14 protein-coding genes are annotated in these 15768 nt (G+C 42.0%); 2 read left to right on the top strand and 12 right to left on the bottom strand.

Features of this window, described 5'->3' with window-relative positions; all coding sequences use genetic code 11:
- Positions 1–48: 48 nt before the first annotated feature.
- The 4 genes from GGD38_RS27330 to GGD38_RS27315 form a co-directional block, all read right to left on the bottom strand.
- Entirely contained in the window at positions 49–441 is a 393-nt protein-coding gene (locus GGD38_RS27330) for a response regulator transcription factor (RefSeq protein WP_375303086.1), read from the bottom strand.
- Positions 442–671: 230 nt separating this feature from the next.
- Complete coding sequence (gene dinB / locus GGD38_RS27325) at positions 672–1829, bottom strand: DNA polymerase IV (RefSeq protein WP_375303087.1); 1158 nt, start codon at positions 1827–1829, stop codon at positions 672–674.
- A gap of 6 nt (positions 1830–1835) precedes the next feature.
- Positions 1836–4787, bottom strand: a complete 2952-nt coding sequence (locus GGD38_RS27320; RefSeq protein ID WP_375303088.1) for a DNA polymerase III subunit alpha — start codon at positions 4785–4787, stop codon at positions 1836–1838.
- Positions 4788–5085: 298 nt separating this feature from the next.
- Positions 5086–5511: an SRPBCC family protein gene (locus GGD38_RS27315; protein ID WP_375303089.1), complete on the bottom strand. Its 426-nt coding sequence runs from the start codon at positions 5509–5511 to the stop codon at positions 5086–5088.
- Between the two features lie 218 nt (positions 5512–5729).
- On the opposite strand from GGD38_RS27315, the gene GGD38_RS27310 reads away from it, so the two are divergent.
- Positions 5730–7514 (top strand): bifunctional metallophosphatase/5'-nucleotidase, encoded by a 1785-nt coding sequence (locus GGD38_RS27310; RefSeq protein WP_375303090.1) that lies wholly within the window; start codon positions 5730–5732, stop codon positions 7512–7514.
- A 162-nt stretch (positions 7515–7676) separates the two neighbouring features.
- Here GGD38_RS27310 and GGD38_RS27305 read toward each other — a convergent pair whose 3' ends face one another.
- From GGD38_RS27305 to GGD38_RS27280, 6 genes are all read right to left on the bottom strand, one after another.
- The gene (locus GGD38_RS27305; protein ID WP_375303091.1) at positions 7677–8453 is read right to left on the bottom strand and encodes an alkaline phosphatase; all 777 of its coding nucleotides are present in this window, start codon (positions 8451–8453) and stop codon (positions 7677–7679) included.
- 363 nt (positions 8454–8816) lie between these two features.
- Positions 8817–9371 (bottom strand): DUF6266 family protein, encoded by a 555-nt coding sequence (locus tag GGD38_RS27300; RefSeq protein WP_375303092.1) that lies wholly within the window; start codon positions 9369–9371, stop codon positions 8817–8819.
- A 484-nt stretch (positions 9372–9855) separates the two neighbouring features.
- The gene (locus GGD38_RS27295; protein WP_375303093.1) at positions 9856–11121 is read right to left on the bottom strand and encodes a TlpA family protein disulfide reductase; all 1266 of its coding nucleotides are present in this window, start codon (positions 11119–11121) and stop codon (positions 9856–9858) included.
- Between the two features lie 35 nt (positions 11122–11156).
- A complete protein-coding gene (locus GGD38_RS27290) occupies positions 11157–12386 on the bottom strand; it encodes a FecR domain-containing protein (protein WP_375303094.1) in 1230 nt (409 codons plus the stop codon).
- 71 nt (positions 12387–12457) lie between these two features.
- The gene (locus GGD38_RS27285; protein WP_375303095.1) at positions 12458–13060 is read right to left on the bottom strand and encodes an RNA polymerase sigma factor; all 603 of its coding nucleotides are present in this window, start codon (positions 13058–13060) and stop codon (positions 12458–12460) included.
- Positions 13061–13094: 34 nt separating this feature from the next.
- Positions 13095–13493, bottom strand: a complete 399-nt coding sequence (locus tag GGD38_RS27280; RefSeq protein ID WP_375303096.1) for a winged helix-turn-helix transcriptional regulator — start codon at positions 13491–13493, stop codon at positions 13095–13097.
- A 160-nt stretch (positions 13494–13653) separates the two neighbouring features.
- Here GGD38_RS27280 and GGD38_RS27275 point away from each other — a divergent pair, with 160 nt between their 5' ends.
- A complete protein-coding gene (locus tag GGD38_RS27275) occupies positions 13654–14541 on the top strand; it encodes an NAD(P)H-binding protein (RefSeq protein ID WP_375303097.1) in 888 nt (295 codons plus the stop codon).
- A 3-nt stretch (positions 14542–14544) separates the two neighbouring features.
- On the opposite strand, the gene GGD38_RS27270 is transcribed toward GGD38_RS27275, so the two are convergent.
- Both GGD38_RS27270 and GGD38_RS27265 read right to left on the bottom strand, forming a co-directional pair.
- The gene (locus GGD38_RS27270; protein ID WP_375303098.1) at positions 14545–15384 is read right to left on the bottom strand and encodes a hypothetical protein; all 840 of its coding nucleotides are present in this window, start codon (positions 15382–15384) and stop codon (positions 14545–14547) included.
- Positions 15385–15389: 5 nt separating this feature from the next.
- The gene (locus GGD38_RS27265) at positions 15390–15767 is read right to left on the bottom strand and encodes a hypothetical protein (RefSeq protein WP_375303099.1); all 378 of its coding nucleotides are present in this window, start codon (positions 15765–15767) and stop codon (positions 15390–15392) included.
- Between the last annotated feature and the right edge of the window lies 1 nt (position 15768).

Raw genomic sequence — 15768 nt, 5'->3', positions numbered from 1 at the left:
ATTTGGTTTAATGGAAGGCGCGTTACTTTATAAAGAGTTCATCAAGATTTAGGCCACTTGCCCTTGATTTACCAGGGATAACAACATATTATTTAAATCTGTAAAGGGTGCGTCTTTTGCGACAAATCCGTCTGCACCCAGTTGAATTCCTTTGTTAATATATATACTGCTGTCTTCCATAGAAAAGAAGATGATCTTCATGGCCGGCCAGTCCTTTTTTAAGTGAACGGTGGTTTCTAAACCATCCATTACCGGCATGTTAATATCCAGCACACATATATCGGGCGTTTTGTTAACGTGTAATTTATCAAGGAACTCCTGACCGTTCTCAGCTTCCAATACTACATTGTATCCCAACGATTTAAGTCGGAATTTAACACTTTCACGGATCAAGGCATTATCATCTACTACAGCTACGGTGATGGGGAATTCTTTTTTCATAGTTACTTCATTCAGTTTTTCATTAAATTCTTACTTCACGAATCGTTAATTTGGTTTTGGTTACTTTATGAATATCATCTCATATTACTGAGTGTATCCTTATATAATTAAAACACCGGAGTGAACAGTTCGACAAAAAGAATTTTCAGAAACCCTGAAAATGAATAGTTTTTCATTTTTTACTAAGTATTTGTACTTAAAAAACCATCCCAAAATGAGAAAATTAACGGTTATGCCCCCACTCCAACAGCCCTAATGAGCGTTTTTTCTCCAAACCGCTTTTTTACACTGTCAATAGCCTGGTACAGGTTGATCATTTCCTGCGTGTCGTCGAATAAACTTATTTGATAATTTCCGGGTATGAGGTTGGTGAAGCGAATACCCAATAACCTTACCAGTAAGCGCCGCTCATATAACTTATTAAAAAGCTCCTTCGCTGTTTTTAAAAGCACATGATCGGCATTGGTGTAAGAAATAGTGAGTTGTTTAGTGAAAGTTTCGAAATTAGAGTACCGTACTTTTACGGTAACACAGCCAGTGAGTTTGTTCTGCTGGCGTAGCTGAAAGGCAATTTCTTCTGTCATACGCACCAACTGACTGTGTAGAAAATTTATATCAATGGTGTCTGTTTGAAAAGTAGTTTCTGTAGAAATGGATTTTTGCTCGTGGTACGGCACCACCGGTGTTTCGTCGATGCCGTTTGCCTTCCGCCAAAGATCGATGCCCGATTTACCCATTAAATTCTCCATCATTTCAACCGGTATTTCGCTAAGCACCTTTACGGTTTCCACCCCCATCTTCAACAGCTTGTACCCGGTTTCCTTACCAATGCCCGGGATCTTTATAATACTTAGCGGGGCCAGAAAATTCTTTTCATTCCCAAAAGGAATTTCCAATTGCCCGTTTGGTTTCACTTCATTGGTAGCTACTTTGCTCACCAGCTTATTGGAAGCCAGTCCCCAGGAAATGGGCAACCCACTTTCTTTATTGATCTTCTTCTTTAACTGGTCGGTGAACTGCAAACAACCAAAAAACTTATCCATTCCAGTTAGATCTATATAAAACTCATCGATGCTTGCCTTTTCAAAAACCGGCACCGAATCTTTTATTACATCTGTAACCAGGTGCGAATATTTACTGTACGCTTCAAAATCGCTTTTGATAATGATAGCCTCGGGACATAATCTTTTAGCCACCCGCATAGGCATAGCGCTGTGCACACCAAATTTGCGCGCTTCATAACTACAGGCGGCCACTACGCCCCGGTCGCTGCCGCCGCCCACCAGTAAGGGCTTGCCCTGCAGTTTGGGATTGCGCAAGGTTTCTACCGATACAAAAAAAGCATCCAGATCAAAGTGTGCTATATTCCGGTCTTTCGATAATAACATGATTTACTATTTAAGGGTATCGTAACTGCGTTTTTTAAATCCTACTTTTTCTGTTCTGCGGGCCTCAATGCTGTACACACCAAAATCATCAACCACCCGGCCGGTTATTTTGTAAAAACCGCCGCTATGTAATGGATAGGCACGCGCAGCATCAGGAAAATGCACCGTATCGACCCAATTGAGGTTGTTATCAATAAAAGTTCCGAAGAACATCACATCATTATTCTTTGTTTGCACATGCTTGGTGGCAATAAAATACACCAGCACCGTAACCACTTTATGTAAATGGTTGCCAATTTCCCGGGCGGGAATATAATTGGCAGGCTCCTCATCAACCATTGCAAACGGGTTCGATAAAGTAAAGCCCAGGATCTCCTTTTGATCGTACAGGTCATCAATGGCATTGTCGACCAACGTGGGCAAACTAAACTCTACCGGTTTTTCCTCAAACAACGATTCGCTGGCAGGCACATGCGCTTTATTCTTTTTTTGTAGAAAATTAGCTTCCCACAACAATTGTTTTTTGGTTTTACCAGTGAACCTGAAGGCGCCTACACTTACCAGTATATTCAGTTGCTCAAGGGCAATACCCGTACGTTCTATAAGGTCCTGTACATGCAGATATGGCCCCCCGGCCTTTCGTTCTTCCACTATTTGTACCATGGTATTTTGTTGCAAAGCTTTAATATGCACAAACCCGGTATACACTTCATCGCCTTTTATGGAGGTATACATCTCACTATTGTTTACACAGGGCGCATGAATAATTCCGCCAGCCTTCATTAGCTCTATAAAATACAGTTCGGGTGAATAAAACCCACCGAAATTATTGATCACCGACACCATAAATTCTTTGGGAAAGAAGGTCTTTAAGTATAGGCTCATATAACTTTCCACGGCAAAACTGGCAGAGTGGGCTTTACTAAAACTATAACCGGCAAAACTTTCCATCTGCCGCCATACTTCATGCGCCAGCTCATCAGAGTGGCCCAGGCTGCGGCAATTAGCCAGGTATTTGTCTTTAATATGCCTGAACTGATCTTTAGAACGGTACTTGCCGCTCATGGCGCGCCGCAAAATATCTGCTTCGCCTAATGTTAAGCCGGCAAAATAATGCGCGATCTTTATCACATCTTCCTGGAACACCATTACTCCAAACGTTTCGCTTAAATGCTCTTCAAAAAGCGGATGCAGGTACACTATTTTATCGCGGTTATGGAACCGGGTAATATACTCGCGTAACATGCCCGATTGCGCTACGCCGGGCCTTATAATGGAGCTGGCCGCTACCAGGGTAACATAATCATCGCACCGCAGCTTTTTTAATATTTGCCGCATGGCGGGTGATTCAATATAAAAGCAACCAATGGTTTCCCCTTCCCTTATTTGTTTTTTAATAGCCTCATTATGCCTGTAATTATGAAAGTCGTGGATGTTTACATCAATTTTCTTATTGGCTTTTATCAGCCTGAGGCTTTCTTTTATATGCCCCAGTCCGCGCTGACTGAGAATATCAAACTTATTGATACCAAGATTTTCGGCCACAAACATGTCCATTTGCGTGGTGGCAAAGCCTTTAGGGGGCATAAACAAGGCGGCATATTCGTAAATGGGTTTTTCGGTAACCAACATGCCGCAGGGGTGTATAGAAATGTTGCTGGGAAAGTTCTTCATCAACGCGCCATATTGCAATATGGTGTGTTGTATTTTATCTGTTGGTTTTGGCGTACGCTGCAGGTTCTTTATTTCATCAACGGGCAAACCAAACACTTTGCCCAGTTCCATTATAATTGCATCATGCTGAAATGTAGTATAGGCGCCCAATAACGCAACATGGTTCTTTCCATATCTTTTGAAAATATAATCCATGATATCGTCACGGTCGGTCCAGCTGAAGTCAATATCAAAATCGGGCGGCGATGTTCTTTCGGGGTTTAGAAAGCGTTCAAAGTAAAGATTCAATTCTATAGGATCAACATCGGTAATGCGCAAACAATAAGCTACTATAGAGTTGGCGCCGCTCCCCCGCCCAACATAATAAAATCCGCGCGACTGTGCATACCGTATCACATCCCAGTTAATAAGAAAATAAGAATTAAACCCAAGGTCATTGATGATCTTTAATTCTTTGTGCATTCGATCCTGCGCCACTTTATTCTTTTTTCCATAGCGGGCCAGCAGCCCTTCAGTGGCCAGTTTCTCTAACAATACACGATCGTCTTCTTTACTCGCACTAAAACACTGTTTATTTTTATCAACCTTGAAATCCATTTCAATGTGGCAATCATCCAACAGTTTGTAGGTATTGGTAACAAGGGCTGGAAATTGCCTGAACTGTTCGAGCAATGTAGCGGGTGACACAAATGTTTCATCGGGGGAGGCCTGTGTTTCGGCTGGTAATTTTGATAACAGGGTGTTTTTATCAATAGCCCGCAACAACCGGTGCAAATTGAAGTATTGTTTGTTTTGAAAGGTCACGGGTTGCCGAACAACCAGCTTATGCTCATACTTTTTCCAGTCGGTGCCAAACAATTTATTCAGCTCACTGGCCAGCAGACCTATATATTCACCAGCCAGCAGATCAGCGGGAGCTTTTCTATCAAGGGGATAAATAATGTACACATCACTACTGTTGTTAAAATAAGCAGCTGCATGCCCGGGAAAGTTTTTCTTTTGTTGTAAGTGGAATGATAAAAATTCATTGATGCGTGCAAAACCATTGTTGTTCCTGGCTATTACAATATAAAGCAGGGTATCATCATTTCGTATTTCAACCCCAACCACCGGCTTAATATCTTTTTGACGGCAGAAATTCACAAAGTCCCAGCTATCACAGGTACAATTAATATTTGTTAATGCCAGTACATGAATACCATGTTCTGCAGCGGTGTTCACCAATTCTTCTGTTGAATAAGTTCCGTATCGTATACTAAAATATGTTCTGCAGTTTAAGTACATAATGCCCCGTTACTTTATTCAAAGCTAGGAACATTACTAACTTATTTAGCAAATAGTACACAATCACCAGTAAATAGGATAGTTTGTAATTATCTTAGTTATAGGATGACATTAAAAAGTATGATTTGTACTTTTAATCAAAAAGAAGACCTGTAAGGTTCGCCATTTAAACTTGCTTAATTATTAAGTTTACGCGATCCTGACAGGTCGTTATAAATGTTCAACCTGTCAGGTCCAACACAGCACACAAAATATGCGAGACTCTGTGATGGACCTTACAGGTCTTATTTTCTTCTACCTAATTATTCTCAGTATACTTCTTAAAGTTATCTAAGATGGCCTGCCAACCGCCTTGTTGCATTTCAATGGAGTGGGTGCTTTCGGCATCAAAGGTTTCTGTTACTTTAGTTTCATTTCCATTGCCGGCAAACTTAATTTCTACTTTACGACCGTCACCCATGGTATATTCAATCAGTTCATTTGTTTTTACTTCGTCATATACACCACCAAAATCAAAACCAAAGCTGCCATCCTTAGCTTCCATTCTTGTAGCAAAGGTGCCGCCCTTTTTCAAATCGTTCTCAGCTTTGGGGGCATGCCAGTCATCTGAGGCAGCGCACCATTGCGTAATATGCTCGGGGGCCGACCAAAATTTCCAAACTTTTTCAACTGGCGCATTAATAGTGCTTTCTACGGTGATCCTGGTTACATTAGTAGTTGACATTTTCTTTGTTTTTATTGGTTATTTAGATGTTATCGATTGACATCACAAACTTAGGCTAAGTTTCCAAAACCCATGCTGGGCGAAAAGGACAAATGAAGGGGTGATTCGCGACTTATTATGTTAACCCTACACGCATTACAGATTTTTATAAATAAAGCCTGTAATTTAGCCGGGCGAGCCAAAAAACAAAACTACCCATTACTAAAAGAACGATTGCCATGCAAGCCATTCACTCACACTCATGCAGCTGCGCTGTTTGTAACAATGACGCAATTAGCCTTGCAGAAAAAGAGCTGCATATAGAACTTTCTGAGAACAGCCGCCGTGACTTCATAAAAAAGGCCGGTTCTATCATCACCACGCCGCTTGCTGCTGCTGCCTTATATAATGACGAGGCCACATATAAAGCCAATAGCATGCAAAAAAACAAAGCCGTCATTAATGGTAAAGCAAACATGCTCACCCTGCTTCATACGGCCGATATTCACTCCCAGGTAATGGCCCACGATGAATTTTTTATTGAGAACGGGAAACCGGTATATAAAAAACGGGGTGGCCTCGCCAGCCTGAAAACAATGATCAACACATTGCGCAAACAAAATGCAGTGAATACCCTGGTTATTGATGGGGGCGATTGTTTTCAGGGAAGCGGTATTGCAGCTCTCAGCGAAGGCAAGGCTATTGTGCCTTTGATGAACAATATAGGGTACGATATAATGCTGCCGGGCAACTGGGAAGTAGTGTATGGTAAAGAAATGATGATGAAAGATATGTTTGGCTACGATGCATTGAAAGTGTGCGCCAATATGTTTCACGATACCAATGACGAAATGAAAGGCGACCTTATTTTCCCACCCTATTTTGTAAAACATATTGCCGGTATCAAGATAGGTTTTATAGGGTACAATGATCCCTTAACGCCAAAAAGGCAATCGCCCGCCTATTGCGACGGCATAAAATTCACCCCGCCTGAATTGAATGTGGCCAAATACATTAAAATATTAAAGGAATATGAAAAATGCCAACTGGTATTTCTGCTCACGCATATGGGACTGGCCCAGCAATTTGGCCTTTCGAATATGGAACAAATAAAGGGTACCGATTATATTCTTGGCGCCGATACCCACGAGCGGCTACGCCAACCTATAGAAGGTAAATACGCAAAAGTTACCGAGCCCGGCGCCTTTGGTTCCTTCATAGCCAAACTGGATATTGTTATTGAAAATGGAATAGTTAAAGATCATACTTATCAATTGCTCGATGTTGACCCCGATAAATACAAGGAAGATGAAGAAATGAAGCACCTCATCCATAAAGCAAATGAGCCTTACAAAAAAGAGCTGGGCCGGGTGATTGGCAAAACAAAACTCCCCTTGATAAGGTACTACGTAATAGAGTCACCAATGGATAACTTTATTACCGATGCCATTATGTGGAAGTTCAAACCTGATATTGCACTTAGCAATGGGTTTAGGTTTTGCCCGCCCCTGATACCCAACCCCGCAACAGGTATGGCAGATATTACAGTAGATTATCTGTGGAGCATGTTACCGGTTGACAGCGAAGCAAAAAAAGGTTCTATAAGTGGTAAACAGTTATGGCAATGGATGGAAACAGAATTGGAAAATGCATTTGCAAAAGACCCCGCCAAACGCCTGGGTGGCTGGGTGGTACGCTTCAAAGGCATGGAGGTAAACTTTACATTGGGTAACGATGCAGGTAAAAGAGTGAACTATATAAAAGTGGCTGGCAACCCTATTGACCTGAAAAAAGAATATAGTTTTATTGCCTGTGAACGCGAAGGTGACCCTGATACTACCATTTGCCGTATGCAGGGTGTTAAACAACCTAAACTACTGGGACAAACCATGCACAAGGTGATTGAAGAATATCTTGCGGTGCATTCGCCTATTGCACCAGTTATTGAGGGCAGGTGTACAGCTACTGATGCACCCGCCACTTTACTGACTCAAGTAACAGGACTGGGATATGACTTTAGATAATATAGGGTGGGTGCCCTTTTCAAAGGGCGCTCACCATGAGCAAAGGTGAGCCGCTCTGCAGGAGCGACCCACCTTAAAATAAAATGGAGGAATGCATCTTGCGACCGCATTCCTCCAAGTTCCAATCTTTTTATTCGAGGGTTATAATCTACAACAATTACATTAGCTCTTTGGCTGTTTCTTCAGAAAGGCAGCCAGGGCCTTGATACTATCAGAATCAATATAATCAACACCTAATTTCAACACTTCAGTCCAGGCATCATCAAAATCAGGAACGTTCCATAAACGAATCAGTTTGCCTTGTTCATGTGCTTTTTGAATATTCTTCTTCAGTCTTTCCAGGTCTTTGGCCGGAATAGGGCCTTCACCTTTCCATTTTGAATAGTTGATGAAGTTATCACTCAGGAACGCAATACGTGACATCGCATCTTTTGAGTAACGATTGCTTAATAAACCATCAAACACTACGAAAGAAGGGTATGAGATATAAGTGTTAGGATCAGGTTTGTTACCGCTGATCAATACTTTGAATTTTGGTGAACGGGTAAGCTCAGGGTACTTCTGTAAAAGATCGATCACTTTGTTCAATGCAGGAATGGCTTCAGATTTAATATCGATCATTAATACCAGCCCGTGTGCAGTATCAGAATACGGATACCCGTTGTTGGCTTTGATGTACCCCTGAATTGGTTTCAGGTACAGATCTTCCAGCATACGACCTTGTGGAATATCTTTTTCAGTGTGCGCTACATACAATTTGTCGTCCTGTAAAATCACATCCGCTTCAACACTGCCAAATTGCAGTCGGTATGCCGCTTCAAGGGGCGATGACTGTTGGTAGTCGTTGTGTGAGTGCGCGTTGTTTGTTGAATAGTTCTTTGTTTGTGAAAAGGCTGCAGATGATGATAAAGCAGCAGCTAAAAACAGAATCTTTCGCATAAAAATTGGATTGGATCTTTTTTGCAGGTTAACAATTAATGTCATTTGGCAATTCGGATACATTCCTGCAATCGGAGTAAAATGGAATTAGTGTGACGCAATATTACAAATTAAATGTCATTTTCACACCTAAAACAAACAATCCCATATCACAAAAAAATTACTTTGTGCAAGCAACCTTTTTATAATTTAATTCATCCGGTATCCGCTGTAAAATTCCCACCTATAAACGAAAACCAGTAAATTATATTGCGGCAAATAGTATAATAGCTAAGCCGTTGTAAAACAGGTTGAGCACCAGTCTACAACAAATGTTAAGCCAGTATTAAAACTTTATTAGAAGCCTATATATCAAATAGATAATTAATTATTAACAGTGCCCAGGTATACACTTGCAGATTGGCAACTTCTATCGGCGGCTACAAACGCTGCATAAATATGATATGTTCTTTCAGGTATGCCAGGTGAAAGGTAGAGGGTATCTTCACCAACATACCTGAACTGTCCTGTAATATTAGAATTGGCTTGACCATTTTCAATGTCGTATGCCAGTATCATAATCTGATCACATGCATCTTCCGAATGTTTATTAACGGCATCCCAGGTAATTTGCAATTCATTGGGAGCGGCTTTAGCTGCGGTTAAATTTGAAGGTAATGGCACATTGCCAAAACTTACCTGCACCAGCGAAGGATCAATAACCATTTCTTCTCCTTCAACAATAAACGATTTTTTTAGCAGGCACGACTTAGCAGCCAAAAAACCTTCCACCGTTGACGTATAACCTTTGAAACCAGTACGCACAAAAGTTTTAACTGCCTCAGGTTGCAGCCAGCGGTGCGCCATTGCAAATTTATTACGGTTTTGCTGCTCCAGTTTGTGCGGGGGAATGGTACGCGGGTGATGCAATGATTTCATATACGCCTTTCCCTTTCAGGAAGAGCCTATCACTGTTCCAACTTTGCCTTTAAAGTTTCCATTGATGCCATCGGTATAAGTTGCCATGGGTTATAATTTAATTTAATGGTAAATGATTCGTAACACAATCTACTTTTTTTCGGAACAAATACAAATAAATTATATACATAATGTACATGAAACACATACGAAACAGAGGTTTTGCCTGGGCTTGGTCTGGGTTTGGTCTGGGCTTGGTGTGCTTTTCTTCTGTGGTTGAGGCGAAAGAGTTAATACAAAATCTGCCTTCAGGCACGGCCATAAATAAAAAAAGGCGACCTGACGCAAAGCGCGAGGATCGCCGTAGTTTTCAAAAAAAAGGTACAAAATCAGTGAATCTACATGCTTAAAATAGGCATTCGTTTATTGACGTATTATGTAAGAAGCAGGAAGTATGAAGAACCCCTATTTCGGAGCTCGCTTTTATTTCAGACTTCTACTGAGCCTATTTTCCTAATAATTCTTCTAACCGGTCGCCAAAGGCCTCACCACCACTTCCATTGCCTACGTATTTGCCAATGATGTTGCCATCCCTGTCGAGCAAAATTTTGGTAGGGAATGCACTAACCTCATATTCCTTAATGGCATCAAATTGCTGAGCATTTTCATTGTTCAGCACTTGTAACCACGTAAGCCCGTCTTCCGAAATAGCTTTTGTCCACAAATTGCGGCGCTCTTCGGCGGTTTTGGCGTGTTCAGTGGCTATACCAATAATTTCAAAACCTTTGTTTTTAAACTTGCTATACAATTCTTTCAGGTGCGGGTGGCTTGCGCGGCACGGGTGGCACCAGCTTCCCCAGAAATCAAGCAGCACGTAACGACCTTTGAGGGCATTGAGATCAACAGCTGTTCCATTCATATCTTTTTTGGCAGCTGCAAATGAAGCGAGCTTTTGCTTATAGTAATTGCGTACAGAGTCAGTAAGATACTGAAAATAATTTTCACCACCCGGTATTTTATTGTTGGCGGCTTTTATATCGGCCTGAATTTGGTCCGATACTTCCTCACCCGTTAAATACAATTTAGCCAATACGGCAACCGCTTCTTTCGATCTACCAGCAGCATCCAATGCCATGCCATAATCGTATGAAAGATTATATATGATCTTATATTTCTCTGCCTTCATCATTACGCGATTCATCATATCGGCCGGAAACTTCTTACCATTGGCTATGTACAGCGGCTCCAGGTGAAACAACACTTTGTCCTGCTTACCCAATAACAGCAACGACCTTACATATACCGTCATTATACGGTTATAGGCATCCTTACTGCCATCTTTCATAAAAGCCTTTCTTGCTTTATCAACCAATGGCCGCAGATCGGCTTCCACTTCTTTTGCATTGCCTTTTTCATCCTGATCGAGTTGATAAACACTTGTGCTGATCTTTGATTTAATAATACCTTCCCGGGTACGAATTTTCTTCTGCCATTTTGCAGCGTTTGCTTTATCGCCGGCTTTCAGGTACGACATAACGATCTCGCCACGCAGCAGATCATACTGCTCCCCTACTTTACTCATGCCCGTATCGGGAAACTGCATTTTAAAACTGTCTAACTTCTCGATCTTTCTTTCGGTACTTACCAAAAAGAATTTAGAACCAATAATGGCATGTATCAATGGCATGTCTGAAGTATCGCGTTGTGCAAATACAGTTACATTACATACCAGGCTAAACAAACAAGCTATCAACCAGCTTTTCTTTTTCATGTTATACACTTTCTTTTTTAAATTTATATAATTCCCTATGGCATTACGATGAGTTGTTTCCCTTCTCTTTTAACATGAATACCCATGGCATCCATGCCCGTTAATACCTGCGATAATTGCAAACTTCTTTGTATGGCGCCGTTGAATAATTCCGATACCGGGGCACCGGGTGCAAATGTTACCTCCACATTATACCAGCGGGCCAGTTGCCGCATCATGGTCTTTAGCTCAACGCCATCGAAGCGGAAAAGCCCGTTCTTCCAGGCCATAACTTGTTCAAGGTTTGGTGAATGGTCTATGGTGAGTGGTGAATGGTGAGTGGTGAGTGGTGAGTGGGCGCGCGACAATACAGCTTGTTCGCCTGGTTTCAGGACAACTGAAGACTCAGCATTTTTTGCCATTTCATGTTTCACGACCTTCACTTCCCCTTCCAGCAACGTCGTTCTCGCTACATCTTCATCCTCATACGCATTGATGTTAAAATGGGTACCTAAAACTTTTATCTCAGCTCCCGGTATAATAACATTAAAGGGCACTCTATTTCCATTTTTGTTTGCTTGTTTACTCACTTCGAAATATACTTCACCAGTTATATAAACCACCCGGGCCGAATCGTTGAATACCGCCGGAAAACGAATAGATGAGGCAGCATTCAGCCATACCGTTGAACCATCGGGCAGGGTAAGCTGGTACTGTGCGCCCCGGGGCGTTGAAAGCGTATTATATATTGCTGAACCCGATGAGGCATTTGAGGCATCATATATAAGTTGTGCGCCTCGTTGGTTAATATCAGTTTGTCCCTGCCGGCCGATAATGCCCTGGGTAGAACTATCGAGGGAAATGGTTTTACCATCGGCCAGGGTAAGTACCGCCTTATCGCTACCTGGTTGCACTTCTGCTTCCTGATGTACCGCAGGTGCAGCCTGTTTTTCGGCTACAAGCCAATACCAGATGCCACAACCCACCAATAAAGTAATAGCAGCGGCAGCCGCCCACCAGCCAACCAGGCTTCTTCTTTTGGCAATTGGCTCAGGAGCTATTTGTTGTTTAATAAGGCCGAGGCGGCCCTGCAGGCGCCTGCGCGTGGCATCATTAGTATAGCCTGTAGGCTGTAGCCCCTGCTGAAAATGTTGTTTCAACAGTTCATTATCAGCCGCTCCCCCTTCGCCTTTTTCAAACAGCTCAAAAAGCTGATCAACTTCGGCCGGGGAACAGGTTTGGTTTATATATTTCTGCAATAATTCTTCAAACGAAAGTTGTGACACTATATAAGGTTTATAGTAATGACGTTTGGCAAAAGCCTGTCATCTGCTCTTACTATAAATATTTTTAGAAATTATTTCTGCGCCAGCCAGGCAGCAAACAACAAAAGGGCGCCGGCCGAATTATCGTGGGAGTAAAAATACTGGCGAATGCTGCGTGTAGCTTTAACTATATGATCGTTAATGGTTGAGGTAGAAATGCCCAACTCGCTGCTTACCTGCTCGTAGGTTTTGCCCTGCAATTTACAAAGCTCAAATACCTGCCTGCGCTGGGGCGGCAAAGCCGCTACGGCCGCGTGCAGCAGTTGTTCGTTTTCTCGATACAACAGCGTTTCTTCAATATGGGTATACTGTTCCGAAGCGGCAGCTTTTACATGGGCATAAAGCACTTTGTCGCGGCGCGTTTTGCGAAAGAAATCATATACTTTGTTCTCACCAATGCGAAACAGGTAACCGCTTACACTGGTATGAATATCGATGGTATTGCGCTTTTCCCAAACCTGAATAAAAATGTCTTGAAGAATTTCTTCTGCCGTTTCGGGATGTTTTACCAACTTTAGTAAACTAACATACAGGGGCTCGCTGTACAGGTGATACAGGCGTTCAAAACTTTCCCGATCGCCTTGTTGTAAGCCGTTGAGTATTTGCTGTTCGTTATATGAGATTATTGTGGCCAATTAATTATTGTACAATGCAAATAAAGGTATTTTATTATTCCATCGGAAAATCTTTCATCTGCTTTGAAAAAGCTTTCCCCTGTTTGCCACTGTTATTAACAGCCCATACGGCCATGGAATATAAAACGGGACGTAAGGCCTTACCCGATTTCGACAATTCGTAGGTAACAAAGGGCGGCACTACCGGTTTCGATTTCCTGATGAGCAGGCCATCGCTTTCCAATTGTTTTAATTGTTGTATCAATACCTTTTCGGTTATGGTGGAGATAGACCGCTTCAACTCATTATACCTTTTGGGACCAGATAATAAATTGAATAAAATAATGGGTTTCCAGTACCCGCCGATCTTTTCCATTACAAACGTTACCGGGCAGGCTACAAACGCCTGACCCTTATTTTCCTGAATAGTGGATGATTCTTTAATTGCTGCCATAGTAAAATCTAAAAATTCCCAATTTCAAATCTCAAGTTCCAAATGAATACAAATGCAAAATCGCAATTTCCGCCGCCAGGCGGCAATACCTACTTTGGGGTAAGTACTTGTATAAAAGTAAGTATCATTTTAGGTTTGTGCAACAATAACAATCATTAAAATGAAAATTACAATTACCGGTTCATTAGGAAACATAAGCAAGGCACTTACCATGCAATTAGTTAAGCAGGGACATGATGTTCGCGTTATTAGCTCCAATGCCGCAAAAGCCGGCGACATTCAACAATTACAGGCTACACCTTTAATTGGTTCAGTAGAAGACTATGATTTTGTAAAGAACGCCTTTGCAGGCAGCGATGCCGTTTATTGTATGATACCACCCAATTTCAGCGTACCCAACTACAATGCATTTACGGTAACCGTTGGTAAGAATTATGCTAAGGCCATTCAGGAAAATGATATTAAGTACGTGGTAAATTTAAGCAGTTCGGGTTCGCCATTGGCAGGCACCGCACCGCTTACCAACTATCAAAACCTGGAAACCTGGCTAAATGAACTGCCATCAGTTAATGTATTACACCTGCGGCCCGGAGGGTTTTATTCCAACTTTTTCGGTAGCATTGGGCTCATTAAATATCAGGGCATTATTGGAAATAATTTCGGGGAAGAAAGTAACTTGTTTATGTCGCACCCAGAGGATATTGCCGAAGCGGCTGCAACAGCACTTTCTTCACTATCCTTTACAGGTAAGAACATTTTGTATATCGTAAGCGATAAAAAGAATGGGCGGCAAATTGCACAGATACTCGGCGCCGCTATTGGCAAACCTGAACTTCCCTGGATACAATTCCCCGACGAACAATTATTACAGGCCCTTTTACAAAATAACTTCTCAAAGGAAGCTGCGCAACATTATATTGTTGATATGGGTATTGCCATTCGCGAAGGATTGCTTGAAAAACATTATGAGGAAAATAAACACCCTGTTTTTGGGAAGCGCAGTTTTACTGAATTTGCTGCATTATTTGCCAGGGTGTATGCAGGATAAACCTCACTTCAGTTGCACATGAATATGGTCATCGTGCCGTACTGCATGGCAGCCATGAAAGCGTATTTTGTTGCTGGTTATATGCAGGCGCGTTTGCAAATGGGGTTCAATAAATATTTTACCTATACGGTTGTCATTGGCAAATAATTCAACCAGGGTTTTAGTTTTTTGCGGGTTGAACACGAAATCGTTTTTACTTCCCTGCGGTATTACATTCTTTAGAAAACTATACAGCCAGTAACCTTTTTCTGCACAAAAAGCGGCGGTGTTGTTCTCTTCATCGGTTGGTTCTTCACAAATACCATAACCGATGGGTGATGGCGCCGCATTGGTTTCCTGCATCGATTGGCTGTTTTTATAACAAAAAGCCAGATCGAGCTTGCGGCCATCATTATGGCTGAGGTGCGGAAACAAGGGGAAACCATTGAAGAATGGGAAGTTGGCATCGAGGTAGTTTACTACTGTACCTAGGTATTTCGTGTTCATTTCACCGGCAACCTGTAATGCCACGTCCCTCAGATCTTTGCTTACATAATTCCTGTTCAGCAAACAGGTTAAAAACGTCAGGGGGCGGAGGTGGTTAGTGGTGCTTACCGGCAGCCGTACACGACCAAAGGGTTTGACCAGTACCGGTACTATTAAAAAAGCAGCAATTGTATAAAGGAGAATAAAAGACCCCAATTTACAACCTCTGCGCAGCCATGGGTTGTTTACTTTTCGGTTAATCAACCTATACGTTGAAAAATTAATTACATATACCAGGCCGCCAATTTGGGTTAGAACCGTAAGTACCAGAAAGGTGATAGTTCTGCCTGTATATGTAATTATTTTCGACGAATTCATGTAAGCTATAGTCTTATCAGAAAGGTAGTTATTGAGTTTATGGTAGCGCCCGCGGCGCTTTTAAATCTGTACACGTCGCAAAACTTATACGTTATTTTATCGGCGGCGGTTATTTGTCCGCTAACAGAAGCATCGGGGCCGTGGGTAATGATGGTATCAACCACAAGTTCTTTTGCCTTCCACAAGGCGTGGCCTTTTAATTCTTTCAAATACTGATCGAGCCCGGTAGTTTGTTTTTGACCTACGATGTCCCAGCTAATTTGTTCAGGTACCAATTCCTGTATATGTTTTACATTACCTTCAGCAATGGCTACCAGCAATTCTTTCAGGAACAGCTTGCGGGGTGCGTTACCGCAATCGGGTTGTATTTGAATGTTGGCCATG

It is taken from the genome of Niastella sp. OAS944 (genome assembly GCA_024809215.1).
Lineage (GTDB): Bacteria > Bacteroidota > Bacteroidia > Chitinophagales > Chitinophagaceae > Niastella.
This window is presented reverse-complemented; position numbering and strand designations above follow the sequence as displayed.